The organism is Devosia sp. J20-27 (assembly GCF_055808595.1).
On record NZ_CM147875.1, the window covers coordinates 2,210,816 to 2,227,302 of the forward strand.

A 16,487-nucleotide genomic window follows, 5' to 3' on the forward strand; every position below is an offset into this window, starting at 1 on the left:
AATTGCCGCTCTATAGATAGGCTGCGTTCAGTAGATTCGCACGCTCAGCCGCTGCACGATGTCGCTGCTCAGCCGCTGGAAGCCGTATTCGCGCAGCGTGCATTGCCAGGATGTGCCGACCCGTTCGATCCTGAAGAGGTTGTAGCGCGCCGGATCATGGCCGCCGGTATCGTCCTGCGCGGTGCCGGCCGCGGCGACGCCGACTACCGGCACGTCGCCGCGCTGGCCGGGGATCGAGTAGATGGTGGATTTGTGCGAATGGCCGTGCAGCACCAGCTCGGCGCCGGCTTCGGCGACCGCCCGGCGGAAATTGCGGGCACCCCAGAGGCCGTAGCGCGGATGGCTGGCCTCCTGGTTGGGCGGATGGTGCATCATGACCACGCGGAAGAAGCCGGCGTCGCCGAGCAGGCGCAGGCAGCGCGTCAGGCGCTTCTGCTGGTCTTCCTCGAAGCGGCCGGCGGCAAACCAGGGCGGCGTCGGCACGGCGGTATTGCAGCAGACGATGGCCACCTCGCCGACGCGGCGGACGAAGGGAAACATGTTGTCGTCGACGGTTTCGCCGAGCACGTAGCCATCCCAGCGCTCGAGCGCCTTTTCGAGCTGGCCCGGGATGTAGGCGTCGTGATTGCCGGGGGACACGCAGACCTGTTCGGGCGGGCCGACGGTCTGCAGCCAGTTGTAGGCGGTGTTGATCTCGGCATCGAGCGCCAGATTCATCAGATCGCCGGTGACGGCGACGAAATCGGGCGATTGCGCCTGCATGTGGTGAACAAGCCGGATCAGCCCGTCGCCATCCAGCGTGCGCTGCCGCTTGAGCTTCCAGTTTGCATAGCCGGTGATGCGTTTGTTGAGGAGGTCAATCGGGTGCACCGGCGGGAGGGGCGCTAGATGGACATCCGAAAGATGGGCGAGTGTGATCATCGGGCGCGGTAATGCCACGCGCCGCACGGCAAGAAAATGGCATAAATCGAATTGTACGAATCGAGGACAGCGAAATCACCCTGCAACTCACCTTCTGGCAGCGATTGCGGACCCGGGCTTTTCTGTTTGCCGTCGGGGTCAAGCGGCACATGACGCTGGGGACGCGCGTTGCGCTGATAGATGGCGACAGGGTGTTCCTGATCCGGCAGACCTACATGCCGGGCTGGCAGTTCTGCGGCGGCGGCGTGGAACCTGGTGAAAGCGCCGAGCTGTCGGCGGGCCGGGAGATGCTGGAGGAGACGGGGTACCGTCCCACCGCGCCGATGGAACTGTTCGGATTTTATCACAACACCAATTCGCTCACCAATCGCGACCATGTGGCGCTGTTCATCTGCCGCGAGTTCGAGGCAGTGACCGATTTCCGGCCCAATTACGAGATCGCCGAAGCCGGCTGGTTCTCCATCGACGCACTGCCCGAAGGGACCGGGCCGGCCACGCACCGGCGCGTCGCCGAGATTTGTCGCGACGCGCCGGTGGCGACCAACTGGTAGGCAGTTACTCCGTGAAGTCGAGTTCCGGGCCGATCGGCACCACGCGGGTCGGATTGATGGTGGGGTGGCTCCAGTAGTAGTGGGTCTTGATGTGGTCGAACTTCACCGTCCCGGCGATGCCGGGATAGTGGTAGAGGCCGCGCAGGTAGTGCGAGATGTTCTCGTAGTCCGAGAGTTGCCGGAGGTTGCACTTGAAGTGCCCGAAATACACGGCGTCGAAGCGGACCAGGGTGGTGAACAGCCGCCAGTCGGCCTCGGTCAGCGTGTCGCCGACGAGATAGGCACTGTTGCCGAGGATGTCCTCCACCCAGTCGAGCGCTTCAAAAAGGGCCTTGGCGGCCCGTTCATAGGCTTCCTGGGTGGTGGCGAAGCCGGCCTTGTAGACGCCGTTGTTGATGTCGTCATAGACGCGCGCGTTGACCGCATCGATCTGCTCGCGCAGGGCCTCGGGGTAGTAGTCGTCGGTATTGCCGGTGAGTTCGTCGAAGGCCGAGTTCATCATTCGGATGATCTCGGAGCTCTCGTTGGAGACAATGGTGCCCAGCTTCTTGTCCCAGATGATCGGCACGGTGACGCGGCCGGTATAGTCGGGCATGGCCTGCTTGTAGACCTGCCACATATGTTCCTTGCCCAGCACCTCGTCGCCGGTGGAATCGGGCAGGGTGAAGGTCCAGCCGGTCTCATCGGCCATTTTGGCGCTGACCACGGAATAGGGGATGATCTCTTCGAGGCCCTTGAGCTTGCGGAAGATCAGGGCCCGCGAGGCCCAGGGGCAGGCATAGGAGACATAGAGATGATAGCGGCCCGCCTCGGCGGCGAAACCGCCCGTGCCGGAGGGGCCGGCGCTGCCGTCGGGAGTGATCCAGTTACGGAAGGCGGCTTCCGAGCGCTTGAAGCTGCCACCGGTCTTTTTGGTGTCGTACCATTGGGTGGACCACACCCCGTCAATCAGCTGTCCCAATATGCATGCCTTCCAGAACCGGGGTGCTCGTTATCACGCCTCATTTAGGTGTTCTTCTGCCGCATTCAAATGCACAGCTGCGAGAAGTCGAAAAAGCGAGGCGCTACCATGATTTTCCGTGGACGATTTTCGCCTGTAATGATACGTCCCATGGCTAGGCGTCAGGAGGCGTCCAGGATGGAGAAAGTTTGTCACGTGACCCGACGACCCTAGTGGTCGGAACCCCGGCTTGAGACCGGGATTTAGTCCTTTCACACCTTTGTCCGGGACAGTCACATGAACGCGCCTTCCGTCCAGCCGATCGATACTTCCTCGCCGCCGCTCGTCGGCCTTCCCACATTCCGCTTTGCGACCCCCGCCGACGACCAGTTCGTCGAGTCGCTGCAGGCTTTGGCCTTTGGACCGGGCCGCTTCGCGCGCACCGCGTTCCGCGTCCGCGAGCGCTTTCCGATCGACCCGACATTGTCGCTGATCGGCGAACTTGACGGGGAAGCGGTTGCATCGGTGTGGATGACGCCGATCAGTGTGGGCGGACTCGACGGCTACCTGCTCGGGCCGCTGGCCACCGATCCGGCTTATCGCGGCCGCGGTGCAGGCAAGCTGCTGGTCAAGGAAGTGTCGCGGATCGCGCTGGAGCGCGGCGAAGGCAGCTTCGTTTTGCTGGTGGGCGATGCTCCCTATTACGGCCCGCTCGGCTTTGCGCCGACGACGCCGGGCGCCATCCAGTTCCCCGGACCGGTTGATCCCAATCGCGTGCTGCTGCACTCTGCAGACCAGACGCTGGCGACGCGCCTTGCAGGCTCGATCGCGGCGTTCGGCGCGCAAAAAGGCGCCTAGTTCGCCCGTTCAAGGTGATGGTTTGGCCGATCCGGACGACCTGATCGATCGTATTGCCGGTCGTTTGCTGCCCGCTCCCGATGGCGTGGGGGTGGACGGCACCTATGTGCCCGACTGGGCGCCGGACAGGCCGTTCGACCGGCCGCCGGTGGAGGCGGCGGTGCTGATCGGGCTGGTGCGGCGGCCCGATGCGCTCTCGATCCTCTATACCGAGCGGTCGCCCGACCTGCGGGCGCATTCGGGGCAGATCGCCTTTCCGGGCGGCAAGATCGATCCCACCGACGAGGACGCGGCGCGAGCGGCCCTGCGCGAGGCCAATGAGGAAGTGGCGCTGGATCCGGCCGAGGCGCGGATCATGGGATATCTGCCACGCTACTATACCGGTACCAACTACCTGATCACGCCGGTGGTGGCGGTGGTGACGCCGAGCCGTCCTTTCACCCCCAATCCGGGCGAGGTACGTTCGGTGTTCGAAGTGCCGCTCGACTACCTGATGAAGAATGAGAGCTACGCCACGCTGCGCATCTCGCGTGGCGGCAAGGAGCATACGACCTGGCAGATTCCACATGGCGGTTTGATGATCTGGGGAATCACCGCCAATCTGACGCGACGCTTCCACGACATGGCGCTGACGGGAGAGCTTTCGTGACCAAACCCGCCGAGATGATCGCCCGGCTCACGGCGGCCAAATGGCTGCAACGCCCCGAGACGCAGTCACTGCTGGCGCTGCTGGACGGCGCCGAAGGCAAGACGCGCGCCGTGGGCGGCATTGTGCGCGATACGCTGCTTGGCCGCGACCTGACGCCGACCGACATCGATTTTGCCACGACCTTGCTGCCGCACGAAGTGGTGCTGCGGGCGAAGAAGGCCGGGCTTTCGGTGCATCCGACCGGCATCGAGCACGGGACGGTGACGGTCCGTTCGGGGGCACTGGTGGCCGAGGTGACCACCTTGCGCGAGGACATCGATACCGACGGGCGGCGGGCCGTGGTGCAGTTCGGCACCGACTGGACGCGCGACGCCTCACGGCGGGATTTCACGCTCAATGCGCTCTATGCGGACATGGACGGGACGCTGTTCGATCCCCTGGGCGGGCTGGAAGACTGCATTGCGGGGCGGGTGCGCTTCATCGGCGATCCGGCGCAGCGCATCGAGGAAGACCGCCTGCGGGTCTATCGCTTCTTCCGCTTTTCGGCGAGCCATGCCGGCGAAAAGCTGGATGCCGAGGGGCTGGCAGCCTGCCGGGCGGCCGCGGGGCGGCTCGACCAGCTCTCGGCGGAGCGTGTGGGATCGGAATTCCGTCGCATGCTCGACCTGCCGCGGGTGGCGACGACGCTCAAGGCCATGTCGGAAGCCGGCATTCTGGCGCTCAGCGCCGAAACCATCAAACTGCTGCACAGCTACGAGCGGCGGGTCCGGCGCCCCGATCTGACGGGGCGGCTGGCGATCATCATAGCCGAGACCGGATCGCGGCAGCTCAAGGAGTTGTGGCGGCTGTCCAATGACGAGGTCGCGGTGGCCGACGCCATCCTGACGGTGGCCGGGCTATTGCGGGACTTCAGGCTCAACGAGGCGGCCTACCGGCACCCGGCGGCGCTGGCGGACGGCGTCGACGTCGCAACGATCCTTGCCGACTGGACGGAGGCGGGCCGGTCGGCCGTGCTCGACCAGTTGCAGGGTTTGGCGGCAGTGCCACGTTTTCCGGTCAGTGGAGGGGATCTGATCAGCTTGGGGATGCGGCCGGGCAAGGCGCTGGGCGCCGAGCTCGACCGTCTTGAGCAGCTCTGGATCGAGAGCGACTTCACGCTCGATCGCGACACACTGCTGGCAACGCTGCAAGACTAGTGCTGCGGCGCCTTGGCGTCGTGCACCCGTTCCTTGATGCGTTCGATCATGTCGGGACGCACAACGTTTTCGCCATGCACAGTGCGCAGGTGATCGGCGGCGCGCCGCACGACTTCCGCGCTGTCATCGGCCCGTGTTTGCCAGTGGCAGCCCGGAACCAGAGATCCACATTCGAACTCTTTCATCATGTCCTCCTTCGCCTGTGGACCTGAGAGTGTCCGGCACCAATGCGGCGATGGCGGGGCAGTTAAGCTCAGTCGTTGTCGAAATCGCCGGCAATGGTCAGGCCTTCCAGCCAGGTGGCGCCATCCTTGCGGATGACCTGCCGGGCCTGGATTCCGGCTTCCTCGGCGATCGCATCGGCGAGCAGCTGCGAGTGCGTCACCACCCAGATCTGGGTGCGTTCCGCCGCCCTGGCGACGACGCGCCCCAGTACCGGCATGACGTCGGGATGCAGGCTGGCTTCCGGCTCGTTCAGGGCGATCAGTGGCGGCAGGCGGTAGGAGAGCAGGGCCCCCATCAGGGCGAGGAACTGCAGTGTGCCGTCGGACAGCTCATGTGCTTCGAAGACGCGCTTGGGGGTTTCGGGATATCTGATGCCGAAGCTGGCGGAGGTGACGGGCGTCGGCACCTCGAGCGCTGCGCCGGGGAACGCGGCGGCAATGGCGGCATCGAGATCGGTCGTGTCGCCGCGAATGTGGCGCAGGGTGGCCAAGACGGCCGCCAGATTGCTGCCGTCCGAGGCCAGCATGGGCGCGGTCACTGCCAAAGCGGGGCGGCGCAGCGGTGAGTCGCGGTCGGTCCTGAAGCCGTGGAAGAATCGCCAGTTCGCCAGGTGGTGCCGCATGGCATCGATTTCCGGGTAGGCGCCGCGCAGGCTCGACAGGGCGGTTTCCGACGACAGGATGGAGTCATCGAGCGCCTGCCGGTTGCCGTCGGCATCGCGGGCCCAAAGGTGCGGACCGGTACGCTCCATGAGCGTGACGGGGCGGCGACCGCTGGAAACGATCAGGCTCTCGAACTTGACCTGGGCCTCGAGATCGAAAGCAGCGGCGACCGCCCGTTGCGGGAAGCCCAGTTCGATGCGGTAGATCATTTCCAGGGTGCCGTCGGTGCCAAGTCCGTCGACACGCGCTTCGAGGATCAGCCGGTTCTTCTCGTTCCGACGAAAACCGTCGGTGCGGTAGGTCGGATCGAACGAGCCATCGTCGGTCAGGTTCTTGCCGCCGGCCCAGAAGATGGAGCCAAGCCCGCCTTCGCGGGCAATCTCGTCGGCCAGCGTGCCGGTCGCGGCTGCGTGGAGCAGATCGAGCGAGCGGTAGAGGTTGGTCTTGCCCACGCCATTGCCGCCCACCAGCACGCTCAGTTGCCGCAGCTGGAAGCGAATCCGCCGGATCGACCGGAAGCCGGAGATCTCGATTTCGGCGAGGCTCATGGCATGCCTCTGCCTAGGGCCAGCGGACTTCGGGGGGCATCGAGGAGAGAATGGAATTGACGTTGCCGCCGGTCTTCAAACCGAACATGGTGCCACGGTCGTAGAGCAGGTTGAATTCGACGTAGCGGCCGCGGCGGATCAACTGCTCCTGGCGCTCGGCCTCGTTCCAGCGCTGGTCGAAGTTTGCCCGCACAAGTTTCGGATAAACCTCGCGAAAGCCCAGGCCTACATCCTGGGTGAAGGCGAAATCGGCATCCCAGTCACCGGAATTGTGGTGGTCATAGAAGATGCCGCCGATACCGCGCGGTTCCTTGCGATGCGGCAGGTAGAAATACTCGTCGCACCAGGTCTTGTACCGCGGATAGTCGACATTGTGCGCCAAGCAGGCCTTCTGCATGGCGGCGTGGAAGGCGATGGCGTCGGGATCGTCCTGGGTGCGCCGGCGATCGAGCACCGGGGTGAGGTCGGCGCCGCCGCCGAACCACCATTTGCCGGTGACCACCATGCGCGTATTCATGTGCACGGCGGGGACGTGCGGGTTCCACGGATGGGCAATCAGCGACACGCCGGTGGCAAAAAAGCTGGCGCCCTGCTCGGTGCCGGGCATTTGCTTGGCGAATTCGGGCGAGAACTGGCCGAAGACCGTCGAAATGTGGATGCCGACCTTTTCGAAGACCCGGCCATGCATCATCGACATCTCGCCGCCGCCGCCGGGAGCGCCGGTGTGATCTTTGCGATCCCAGGCCTCGCGCACGAACTTGCCGGGCGCACGATCGGCATGCGGGCCCTTGACCTGACGCTCGAGCTGCTCGAATTCCGCGCAAAGACCATCCCGCAACTGGCGGAACCAGATGGCAGCCTTCTGTTTCTTGTGGTCGATGTCAGCGGGCAGGGTCATGGGCCTACCCTTAAAACCGGCCCCTGCCGGTGACAAGGAAGGGCGCGTGAATTTTGCGTGCCGCACCTGTCGGACCAGCTCTCGCGCCGCGACCGTATCACCGGCAAGACTGTGTTCGTCATGTCACAGTCTTGCTGCGCATGTCCATGTATAGTGCAAAGCAGACTCGACAGTCGGACCGAGGGTGTTACGGTCAGTTGGAATGAATGGAGGCATACAATGAAATATATTATGGCAACGTCGGTTGCTGCGATGCTGATGGGGGGTTCGGTGCAGGCGGCAGATCTGATCATGGCGCCCGAAATGTCAGAGCCGATGGCCTATTCTTCAGCGCATGACTGGTCTGGATTCTATGCCGGCGTGTTCGGTGGCTATGGCAGCGGCAATACAGTTGCGACGCCTTCGGCAGGCCCAGCTACCACGCTGTCGACTTCCGGTTGGCTGCTCGGTGTCGACGCAGGCGTAAATCAGCAGTGGGACATGTTTGTCCTCGGTGTGGAAGGCGATGTGGCATGGGCAAACATCGGGGGCTCTACGACGCTCTCCGGGATAGCTGGTACCACAGGGACTTCTACGACGAATTGGCTCGCCACGTTGCGCGCGCGTGCTGGTGTTGCTGTTGACACGGCACTCCTCTACGTCACAGCGGGTATCGCAAGTGGTGGAGTGTCGACGTCCGCATCAGGCACAATCACGGGCAGTTTCTCTGCCACGCATGTCGGCTGGACGGCCGGCGCCGGTGTGGAACTGGCCGTCACCGAGGATGTCAGCCTCAAAGCCGAATACGCCTATACTGATCTCGGCAGCAAGAACGATGGCGGCGCGCTCAACGTTCCTGCCACCACTGTCGACATCCACCCCACCTTCCATGCGGTGAAGGTCGGGGCCAATTTCCATTTCTAGCGTCTGATCAGTCAGTCAATCGGATGCACTGGCCCGGAGCGATCCGGGCCTTTTCTGTGTCTAGGCCAGCGCGGAAAAGCCGCCGACCTGGCGCAGGGCCTCGCCGAGCACGAGACTGGCGGCCATGGCGACGTTGAGTGATCGCATCTCCTCTTGCATGGGAATGCGGACCCGCAGGTCGGCGCCATCGGCAACGGCATCCGGAACTCCGGCGCTTTCGCGCCCGACCATGAGCACATCGCCGGGCCTGTAGCTGGCATCGTAGGCCGAGATGGCGCCTCTGGTGGTCAGCAGCACCAGGCGGCGGGCCTGCGACTCGCGCCAGAGCGTGAAGCCGGCATAGCTGTCGTGCTCGCGGAAATGCGCATGCTCGACATAGTCCAGCCCGGTTCGACGCAGGGTCTGCGGCGAGAAGGTGAAGCCGGTGGGGTGAATGACGTGAATGGTGACGCCCAGACAGGCGCCGAGTCGCAGCATGGCGCCGGTGTTCTGGGCGATATCGGGTTGATAGAGGGCCAGGTCGAGGGTGATTTCGGTGTCCTTGGGCGCAACGCATGCAAGCGAGCAGTGGGTATAGTGTCGCAGAGTGCCAAAGTCACCTTGTGCTAGGCTGGACAAGTTCTAAGGAGAGTGCAAAAAGAACGCCAAAATCACGCCCCGTTGATGGCGATTTTCGGCTATGGTTGCGGCAAGGGCAGCTCGGGCCGTATTTCCGGCGGGCGCTGATTTTCGGCACGAGACACGGAAGCATACCTTGGCGACGCAACCCAATCTGGCAGAACCGAACGCCCCTCAATCCAGCCGCCGCGACTTTCTATACGTCGCTGCAGGCGCAGTCGGAGCGGTCGGCGTTGCCGGCGCCGTCTGGCCGCTGATCAACCAGATGAACCCGGACGCTTCGGTGCTGGCACTTGCCTCCATCGAGTTCGACCTGTCGGGCATCGAGGAAGGCCAGTCGGTCACCATCAAATGGCGCGGCCTGCCGGTATTCGTACGGCATCGCACCACCGCAGAGATCGAAGAGGCCAAGGCGGTTCCGCTGAGCGACCTCAAGGATCCCGAGACCGACGAGCAGCGCACCAAGGCCGGTCACGAACAGTGGCTGATCATGATCGCCAACTGCACCCATCTGGGCTGCGTCCCGGTTGGCGAATCCGGTGATTTCGATGGCTGGTTCTGTCCGTGCCACGGCTCGCACTATGATTCAGCCGGCCGCATCCGCAAGGGGCCCGCACCCAAGAATCTTGTGCTGCCGCCCTATGATTTCGTTTCCGACACGCTCGTGCAGATCGGCTAAGGGGCTTACGAAGAACAATGGCTAGTCACGAAAGCTCATACACCCCCGGCAACGCCGTCGAAAAATGGATCGACGACCGCCTGCCGATCATCCGGTTCTCCAAAGAGCACCTGATGGATTTCCCGACGCCGCGGAACCTCAACTACTGGTGGACCTTCGGCGGCATCCTGGCGATCATGCTGGTCGTGCAGATCGTCACCGGCATCGTGCTGGCGATGCACTATACGCCGAACGTGGCCATGGCCTTCGACTCGGTCGAGCACATCAAGCGTGACGTCAACGGCGGCCGCATCATCCAGGCCGTGCACTCGGTCGGCGCCTCGATGTTCTTTGCCGCCGTTTACATCCATATCTTCCGCGGGCTGTATTTCGGCTCGTACAAGGCACCGCGCGAGATCCTCTGGATGCTCGGCGTCGTGATCTTCGTGCTGATGATGGCGACTGCCTTCATGGGCTACGTACTGCCGTGGGGCCAGATGAGCTTCTGGGCCGCCACCGTGATCACCAATATCTTCGCGGCCATTCCGGTGGTCGGCGACCCGATCCTCGAACTGCTGCGTGGCGGCTTTGCGGTCGACAACGCGACGCTCAACCGCTTCTTCTCGCTGCACTACCTGCTGCCGTTCGTGATTGCAGCCGTTGTGGCGCTGCACATCTGGGCGCTGCACGTGCCGGGCAACAACAACCCGGTCGGCGTGGAAGTGAAGTCGGGCCGCGATACGCTGCCGTTCCACCCCTACTACACGATGAAGGATCTGTTCGGGATCATCGTCTTCTTCATCCCCTTCGCCTGGTTCGTGTTCTTCGCGCCCGACCTGCTGGGTCACCCCGACAACTACATCATGGCCAACAGCCAGGTGACGCCGGCGCACATCGTGCCCGAATGGTACTTCCTGCCGTTCTACGCCATCCTGCGCGCTATCGATTTCAACATCCTGTTCATCGACAGCAAGCTGGGCGGCGTGATCTTCTTCGGCGGCTCGATCCTGATCCTGTTCTTCCTGCCGTGGCTGGACACCAGCAAGGTTCGTTCGGGCACGTTCCGGCCGATCTTCAAGTGGTTCTACTGGCTGTTCGCGATCAACTTCGTGGCGCTGGCCTATCTGGGTGCGGCTCCGGCCGAAGGCATCTACGTGATCCTCGCCAAGATCTGCACGGCATACTACTTCGCCCACTTCCTTATCATCCTGCCGCTCCTCGGCCGCTTCGAGACCCCCAAGCCGCTTCCGGCTTCGATCTCGGAAAGCGTCCTTGGCAAGGCCCACTGACTCCGGGACCGCTCAAGAAAATGATCAAGAACAAGACCATTCTCGGCGCTCTCCTGGTGGCGGTGGCCATGGCGGTGTCGCCGGTTGCTGCTCAGGAGCACGCGACCACGGAGATCGAGAAGCAGCCCTGGACCTTTGCGGGTGTGTTCGGGACGTTCGACAAGCACCAGCTACAGCGCGGCTTCCAGGTGTTCAAGGAAGTCTGCGCCAGCTGCCACGGCATGCACCTCGTGGCCTTCCGCAACCTGTCGGAAAAAGGCGGCCCGGAATTCTCCGAGGAACAGGTCAAGGCTCTGGCCGCGACCTACGATCTCGCCGATGCCGATGCGGCCAATGGCACGCGTCCCGCTGTGGCGGCCGACAAGTGGCCGTCGCCGTTCGACAATGAGCGCGATGCGGCCGAGGCCAATGGCGGTGTTGCGCCGCCCGATCTGTCCGTCATGGCCAAGGCCCGCGGCACGACACAGCCGTTCCCGTGGTGGATCCTGAACTATTTCACCGCCTATTCGGAAGGCGGCCCGGACTACATCCACGCGCTGCTCACCGGCTACGAGGAAACGGCGCCGGAAGATTTCGATCTGCCCGAAGGCAAGTACTACAACCACGTCTTCCCGGGGCACTCGATCGGCATGCCGCCGCCGCTGGCGGACGGACTGGTGACCTACGAGGCGGCTGAGAACGGCGATACGGTGCCGGAGACGCTCGAGCAGTATTCGACGGACGTTTCGGCGTTCCTGATGTGGGCGGCGGAGCCGCACCTGGTCGACCGCAAGGAAACCGGCTTCAAGGTCATGGCCTTCCTGTTCCTGTTCGCGGTGCTGATGTACCTGGTCAAGCGCCAGATCTGGCGCAACGTCGAGCACTGAGTGCGACCTGCACGTCGGAATTCAAAAGGGCCCTGCGGGGCCCTTTTTCTTTGGCGCGGTTCGCCAAGCTCTTGCCATACGGCGCTGCAATGCTCGCACCTGTCTGAATGAATGCGGGGGGGGACCGATGTCCGTGCTTCGGGTTGCCGTGACTGCTCTGGGAATTGCCGCAACCGTGTCCCGGCATCCGACGGTGCGCGCCGGCCTGCGGGCTGCGCCGCTGCTGATTACGCCGCGCATGAAGCAGCTGGCAACCGAGGCGGCGCTGGATGCTGCCTATAATGCCGGGGCGCTGGCGCGGAAAATCGTCAAGCGGAATTGAGTGATGGGACAATTGCAGGTAGCCAATAGCGTGGAACCTCGTGTTCGCCTTCTGCTTCTCCTGCTCCGGGTCCGTCATGCCGCTCGATCTGAAAACGCTCATCCGTTCCATCCCCGACTATCCCAAGCCGGGCATCCTGTTTCGCGACATCACGACGCTGATCGAGCACCCTGAAGGGTTCAGGCAGAGCATCGAGACGCTGGCCGACCGGCATCGCGACAAGGGCATCACGCATGTCGCCGGTATCGAGGCGCGCGGTTTCATCTTCGGGGCAGGGGTGGCCATCGCGCTCGGCGTGGGGTTCGTGCCGGTGCGCAAGAAGGGCAAGTTGCCCGGCGAGACCATCGGCCAGAACTACGCGCTCGAATATGGCGTGGATACAATCGAGATCCATGCCGATGTGCTGGACGCCAATGACAACGTGCTGCTGATCGATGACCTGATCGCCACCGGCGGTACGGCTCTGGCGGCGGTGTCGCTGATCCGCCGCACCAAGGCGAAGGTGGACCACGCCGGTTTCGTCATCGACCTGTTCGATCTGGGCGGCGCGCAGAAGCTGCGCGATGCCGGCGTGGCGGTGGAGGCGCTGCTGCCTTACGAAGGGCATTAGGCGCTGCACTCCCATCTGCCGGCGCAAAAATACTTCGGAGGATTGTCGATGCTGCCGCGGGCCGTTCGTCGTGTCAGCGGTGGTGGACGAGAAACGGCCGCCGGAAAGCAGAGGAGCCGCACAGATGCGCTACATGATCATCGTCAAGAGTACCCCGGAAACCGAAAACGCCATGCCTTCATCGGAGCTGATTGCCGAGATGGGCAGGTTCAACGAGCAACTGATAGCGGCCGGCGTGCTGCTGGCCGGCGAGGGCTTGCTGCCGAGTGCCAAGGGCGCACGGGTGCTGTTCAGCAAGGACCGGCAAACCGTGGTCGACGGCCCTTTCACCGAAGCCAAGGAACTCGTGGGCGGGTTCTGGATCCTCGACGTCAAGGATCTCGACACGGCCGTGGCCTGGGCGCGCCGCATTCCGTTCGTCGAGGGCGATGTGGAGGTCCGCAAGGTGAGCGAAGTCACCGATTTCGAGACCAACGACATCACCCGCGAGGCGCTCGAAAAAGAGCAGGCGTGGCGTGACGCGCACGCGAAGTGAGGAGGCCCTGATGCGTTTCATGATCATTCGCAAGGCGGACGCCGAGACCGAAGCCGAGAGCGGGCCGGCCGATGGCGTCAGTGCCGAGCTGCTGACGCAGATGATGTCCTATAACGAGGAGATGGCCAAAGCAGGCGTCCTTATCGGCGGCGACGGGCTGATGCCGACTTCGAGGGGCGCGCGGATCAAGTTCGCGGGTGGCAAGCCGACCATCACCGACGGCCCTTTCACCGAGGCCAAGGAACTGATTGCCGGGTACACGCTGATCCAGGTCAATTCCCGGGAAGAAGCGCTCGACTGGGTGCGCAAGTGGCCGCCGCTCGACGGTCATGGCAATGTTGAACTCGAATTGCGCCAGATCTACGAGGCCGAGGATTTCGGCAATCTGACGCCGGAGGTTCTCGAGCAGACCGAACGGGTGCGCGTGCTCAGCGAGAAGAACGCGGGCTGAGGGGATCGGCCGGGTGGACCGTGCTGAGCTTGCGGCACGGGGGAAGACCTGCTTTCCTCCGCTGCCGTGGAGCAGCCCTCAGAAACACATCGTGCCATCGAGGCCGTCTGGCGTATCGAGCAGGCGAAACTTGTCGCCAGCCTGACGCGGATGGTCCGCGACATCACGACGGCCGAGGAGCTCGCGCAGGAGGCGCTGGTGGCAGCCCTCGGGTCGTGGCCGGCCGCCGGAGTGCCGCGCAACCCTGGCGCCTGGCTGATGGCGGCGGCCAAGCGCAAGGCCATCGACCTGTTCCGGCGGCGCAAGATGGCTGAACGCAAGCTCGATGAAGTGGGCCGGGACCTGCAAGGACGCGGAACGGGCGATGCCGGACTTCGACAGTGCCCTCGACGACGATGTCGGCGACGACCTGCTGCGCCTGATCTTCACCTCCTGCCATCCGATCCTTTCGGGCGAGGCCCGCGTGGCGCTGACCTTGCGGCTGATCGGTGGGCTCAGCACCGAGGAGATCGCGCGTGCCTTCCTTGTGGCGGAGCCAACCGTTGCCCAGCGCATCGTGCGGGCCAAGCGCACCATTGCCGATGCCGGCCTGCCGTTCGAGGTGCCGCGCGGTTCCGAACGGGCGGAACGGCTGGGGTCGGTACTGGAGGTCATCTATCTCGTCTTCAACGAGGGCTATGCGGCAACCGGCGGTCCGGAGTGGCTGCGGCCGCAGCTCTGCGACGAGGCGTTGCGGCTTGGGCGCATATTGGCCCGGTTGATGCCCGAGGAGGCGGAGGTACAGGGTCTGGTGGCCCTGATGGAGATCCAGACGTCCCGCGCCCGGGCCCGCACAGGCCCGGATGGAGAGCCGGTGCTGCTGCTCGAGCAGGACCGGGCACGGTGGGACCAGATGCTTATCCGACGCGGCCTTGTGGCGCTGGAAAGGGCCGAGAGCGGTGGCGAGCGGGGGCCGTATACGCTGCAGGCGGCCATCGCGGCCTGCCATGCGCGAGCCGGAAAGGCGAATGACACAGACTGGGAAAAGATCGTCCAGCTCTATGACGAACTTGCCGATCGCATGCCGTCGCCGGTGGTCGAACTCAACCGGGCTGTGGCCATGGGCTTTGCGCGTGGCCCGCAGGCGGGGCTCGAACTGGCCGACCAGCTGCTCGAGCTGCCGGCAATGAGGAACTACCACCTGCTGCCCAGCGTGCGCGGCGATTTTCTCTTCAAGCTCGGGCGGCTCGAGGAAGCGCGGGAGGAATTCTCCCGTGCCGCGGCATTGACCCGCAACGAGCGGGAGCGGGCGCTGCTGCTGGAGCGAGCTCGGAGATGTGCCAGCTAGATCAGCGGGCGGTGCAGACGAGGATCGGCTTTTCGCTCTGGTCGGGCTGCGGCTGGTAGAGGGTGAGGGCGTCCTTGCCGTCGGCGTCAAAGCCCATCAGCGCCTTGGTGATGCCAGCGCCCTGCACCAGCGTACCGTCGAGGAATTTGGCGCCGTCCGAGTACATTTCGGCGGCGCCTGTCCCGGAGGCCTTCGAGCCGAAGTTTACCGAGGCGTAGCCATAGGTGCCGGCGAAGATGGTGAGGATGCCGGCCTTCTTGCCATCGATCAGGGCGCGACAGGCCCAGTTCCCTTCCACTCCCGCGATGGTCATGCCCTGGGCAAGGGCGGGACCCGACGTGGCGGCAAGGAGCAGGCAGGCTAGAATCAGGTGTCGCATGTTCGACTCGCAGTGTGAATTCGGGCAACCGGTCAGCGGCGCAGCAATTTCCCTATTACAGGCACCCGGGTCAACGCCTGAAGAGCTCTGAGGCGCAGCGGCATCGTATAGTCTCGCAGCTTGGAGAAGCCGACCAGTTCCGCACGATAGACCAGTTCGTTGCGCTGATTGTGCGCCTCGATCGTGTTGAAAAGCAGTCCCCAGCCGGGGATCGAGTTGGAGAGGCGCTTGCTTGCGACGGTCAGGGTGTAGCGGACGGTGTCGCCGGGGCGGACGGGCGCCTTGAACTCCATCTTGTTGACGCCGGGGGAGGGACCGGAGACGCCGGGTTCCTCACCGAGGCCACGCAACCGCTCTTCCTCGGCGCCAAGCGCATCGACCATGCGCCGGTGACCGACCGAGACGGTGTGCCAGCCCGACGCGATCAGGCCACCGAAATGGCTCTCCCTCGCCGCCTCCGGGTCGACGTGGAAATATTGCGGATCGTAGAGCGTGCCGAAGCGGATGATCTCCTCGGCAGAAAAGGTATGGGTGCCGAGCGGAAAGGGCTCGCCGGTGGTGATGTTCTCGAACCAGCGAGTCATGCGTCCACCTGCTCCGTCAGGGGAGCGCCCGGATCGCGCAGCCCCACCAGATTGGCGAGGGTCATCGACATCACCGGCTCGTTCTTCTGGTTGCGGATATCGAAGTCGAGCGTGACGATGCCGCGCTCCGGGCGCGAGTTCGATCGCCGCAGGGCGGCAATGGTGACCGTGCCGGAAATGGTGTCGCCCTTCATCACCGGCTGCTTCCACTTGAGATCGGAAAAGCCGAGGCCGCCCATGGAGTCGACCTTGCCCAGGAAGGCGTCGACCAGCATGCGCAGGCTGAGGGCGGCGGTTTGCCAGCCGCTGGAGGCGAGCCCGCCGAGCAGGGACTTTCGAGCTGCTTCCTCGTCAAGATGAAAGGGAAAGGGGTCGAACTCGCGGGCGAAGGTGATGATCATGTCTTTGGTGACCGTGACCCGGCCCAGGGTGATGATCTCGCCGACAGCCAGATCCTCGAAATGGCGCCGATCGGCAGTAATCGTATTGGTCATTTT

Annotated in this window: 22 protein-coding genes and 1 pseudogene; 14 read left to right on the forward strand and 9 right to left on the reverse strand. The window is 64.0% G+C overall.

Annotation, left to right across the window (positions count from 1 at the left end):
* Positions 1 to 27: 27 nt before the first annotated feature.
* Complete coding sequence (locus tag AC0L4C_RS10755; protein ID WP_473399550.1) at positions 28 to 921, reverse strand: metallophosphoesterase family protein; 894 nt, start codon at positions 919 to 921, stop codon at positions 28 to 30.
* Between the two features lie 11 nt (positions 922 to 932).
* On the opposite strand from AC0L4C_RS10755, the gene AC0L4C_RS10760 reads away from it, so the two are divergent.
* Positions 933 to 1,472 (forward strand): NUDIX domain-containing protein, encoded by a 540-nt coding sequence (locus tag AC0L4C_RS10760; RefSeq protein ID WP_473399552.1) that lies wholly within the window; start codon positions 933 to 935, stop codon positions 1,470 to 1,472.
* 4 nt (positions 1,473 to 1,476) lie between these two features.
* On the opposite strand, the gene AC0L4C_RS10765 is transcribed toward AC0L4C_RS10760, so the two are convergent.
* On the reverse strand, positions 1,477 to 2,433 hold the full coding sequence (locus AC0L4C_RS10765) for a glutathione S-transferase family protein (protein ID WP_473399553.1): 957 nt from the start codon (positions 2,431 to 2,433) through the stop codon (positions 1,477 to 1,479).
* 276 nt (positions 2,434 to 2,709) lie between these two features.
* Between AC0L4C_RS10765 and AC0L4C_RS10770 the strand changes: the two genes are divergently transcribed.
* Genes AC0L4C_RS10770 through AC0L4C_RS10780 form a run of 3 tightly spaced genes read left to right on the forward strand, consistent with a single transcriptional unit; the run spans position 2,710 to position 5,115 of the window.
* Positions 2,710 to 3,270, forward strand: coding sequence for a GNAT family N-acetyltransferase (locus AC0L4C_RS10770; RefSeq protein WP_473399554.1), 561 nt, complete (start codon positions 2,710 to 2,712; stop codon positions 3,268 to 3,270).
* Positions 3,271 to 3,292: 22 nt separating this feature from the next.
* Complete coding sequence (locus AC0L4C_RS10775) at positions 3,293 to 3,919, forward strand: CoA pyrophosphatase (protein ID WP_473399555.1); 627 nt, start codon at positions 3,293 to 3,295, stop codon at positions 3,917 to 3,919.
* Positions 3,916 to 5,115, forward strand: a complete 1,200-nt coding sequence (locus tag AC0L4C_RS10780; protein WP_473399556.1) for a CCA tRNA nucleotidyltransferase — start codon at positions 3,916 to 3,918, stop codon at positions 5,113 to 5,115. Before AC0L4C_RS10775 ends, AC0L4C_RS10780 begins: the two co-directional genes overlap by 4 nt.
* Here the strand turns inward: AC0L4C_RS10780 and AC0L4C_RS10785 are convergent.
* From AC0L4C_RS10785 to hemF, 3 genes are all read right to left on the reverse strand, one after another.
* Positions 5,112 to 5,300, reverse strand: coding sequence for a DUF1059 domain-containing protein (locus AC0L4C_RS10785; protein WP_473403502.1), 189 nt, complete (start codon positions 5,298 to 5,300; stop codon positions 5,112 to 5,114). The genes AC0L4C_RS10780 and AC0L4C_RS10785 overlap by 4 nt on opposite strands.
* A gap of 68 nt (positions 5,301 to 5,368) precedes the next feature.
* Positions 5,369 to 6,550, reverse strand: coding sequence for an AAA family ATPase (locus tag AC0L4C_RS10790; RefSeq protein ID WP_473399557.1), 1,182 nt, complete (start codon positions 6,548 to 6,550; stop codon positions 5,369 to 5,371).
* Between the two features lie 13 nt (positions 6,551 to 6,563).
* On the reverse strand, positions 6,564 to 7,448 hold the full coding sequence (gene hemF, locus AC0L4C_RS10795) for an oxygen-dependent coproporphyrinogen oxidase (RefSeq protein WP_473399558.1): 885 nt from the start codon (positions 7,446 to 7,448) through the stop codon (positions 6,564 to 6,566).
* 219 nt (positions 7,449 to 7,667) lie between these two features.
* On the opposite strand from hemF, the gene AC0L4C_RS10800 reads away from it, so the two are divergent.
* Complete coding sequence (locus AC0L4C_RS10800; protein ID WP_473399559.1) at positions 7,668 to 8,351, forward strand: outer membrane protein; 684 nt, start codon at positions 7,668 to 7,670, stop codon at positions 8,349 to 8,351.
* Between the two features lie 60 nt (positions 8,352 to 8,411).
* On the opposite strand, the gene AC0L4C_RS10805 is transcribed toward AC0L4C_RS10800, so the two are convergent.
* Positions 8,412 to 8,882, reverse strand: coding sequence for a tRNA (cytidine(34)-2'-O)-methyltransferase (locus tag AC0L4C_RS10805; RefSeq protein WP_473403504.1), 471 nt, complete (start codon positions 8,880 to 8,882; stop codon positions 8,412 to 8,414).
* A gap of 148 nt (positions 8,883 to 9,030) precedes the next feature.
* Between AC0L4C_RS10805 and petA the strand changes: the two genes are divergently transcribed.
* The 9 genes and pseudogenes from petA to AC0L4C_RS10850 all read left to right on the forward strand — a co-directional run bounded on the left by petA (position 9,031) and on the right by AC0L4C_RS10850 (position 15,027).
* On the forward strand, positions 9,031 to 9,648 hold the full coding sequence (gene petA, locus AC0L4C_RS10810; protein ID WP_473399560.1) for a ubiquinol-cytochrome c reductase iron-sulfur subunit: 618 nt from the start codon (positions 9,031 to 9,033) through the stop codon (positions 9,646 to 9,648).
* A gap of 17 nt (positions 9,649 to 9,665) precedes the next feature.
* Positions 9,666 to 10,916 (forward strand): cytochrome b, encoded by a 1,251-nt coding sequence (locus tag AC0L4C_RS10815; RefSeq protein WP_473399561.1) that lies wholly within the window; start codon positions 9,666 to 9,668, stop codon positions 10,914 to 10,916.
* Between the two features lie 20 nt (positions 10,917 to 10,936).
* Entirely contained in the window at positions 10,937 to 11,782 is an 846-nt protein-coding gene (locus tag AC0L4C_RS10820) for a cytochrome c1 (protein ID WP_473399563.1), read from the forward strand.
* Positions 11,783 to 11,909: 127 nt separating this feature from the next.
* On the forward strand, positions 11,910 to 12,104 hold the full coding sequence (locus tag AC0L4C_RS10825; protein ID WP_473399565.1) for a hypothetical protein: 195 nt from the start codon (positions 11,910 to 11,912) through the stop codon (positions 12,102 to 12,104).
* Between the two features lie 76 nt (positions 12,105 to 12,180).
* Positions 12,181 to 12,714, forward strand: a complete 534-nt coding sequence (apt, locus tag AC0L4C_RS10830; RefSeq protein WP_473399566.1) for an adenine phosphoribosyltransferase — start codon at positions 12,181 to 12,183, stop codon at positions 12,712 to 12,714.
* 124 nt (positions 12,715 to 12,838) lie between these two features.
* Positions 12,839 to 13,249, forward strand: a complete 411-nt coding sequence (locus AC0L4C_RS10835; RefSeq protein ID WP_473399567.1) for a YciI family protein — start codon at positions 12,839 to 12,841, stop codon at positions 13,247 to 13,249.
* 10 nt (positions 13,250 to 13,259) lie between these two features.
* Positions 13,260 to 13,700, forward strand: a complete 441-nt coding sequence (locus AC0L4C_RS10840; RefSeq protein ID WP_473399569.1) for a YciI family protein — start codon at positions 13,260 to 13,262, stop codon at positions 13,698 to 13,700.
* A 150-nt stretch (positions 13,701 to 13,850) separates the two neighbouring features.
* Positions 13,851 to 13,946, forward strand: a pseudogene (locus AC0L4C_RS10845) (hypothetical protein); the annotation flags it as partial.
* Between the two features lie 118 nt (positions 13,947 to 14,064).
* Positions 14,065 to 15,027: an RNA polymerase sigma factor gene (locus AC0L4C_RS10850; RefSeq protein WP_473399570.1), complete on the forward strand. Its 963-nt coding sequence runs from the start codon at positions 14,065 to 14,067 to the stop codon at positions 15,025 to 15,027.
* A 1-nt stretch (position 15,028) separates the two neighbouring features.
* Here the strand turns inward: AC0L4C_RS10850 and AC0L4C_RS10855 are convergent, their stop codons facing one another.
* The 3 genes from AC0L4C_RS10855 to AC0L4C_RS10865 are packed head-to-tail and all read right to left on the reverse strand — an operon-like array spanning position 15,029 to position 16,484.
* On the reverse strand, positions 15,029 to 15,406 hold the full coding sequence (locus tag AC0L4C_RS10855) for a hypothetical protein (RefSeq protein WP_473399571.1): 378 nt from the start codon (positions 15,404 to 15,406) through the stop codon (positions 15,029 to 15,031).
* Between the two features lie 32 nt (positions 15,407 to 15,438).
* Positions 15,439 to 15,990: a MaoC family dehydratase gene (locus tag AC0L4C_RS10860; protein WP_473399573.1), complete on the reverse strand. Its 552-nt coding sequence runs from the start codon at positions 15,988 to 15,990 to the stop codon at positions 15,439 to 15,441.
* Positions 15,987 to 16,484: a MaoC family dehydratase gene (locus AC0L4C_RS10865; RefSeq protein ID WP_473399574.1), complete on the reverse strand. Its 498-nt coding sequence runs from the start codon at positions 16,482 to 16,484 to the stop codon at positions 15,987 to 15,989. Before AC0L4C_RS10865 ends, AC0L4C_RS10860 begins: the two co-directional genes overlap by 4 nt.
* Positions 16,485 to 16,487 lie beyond the last annotated feature (3 nt).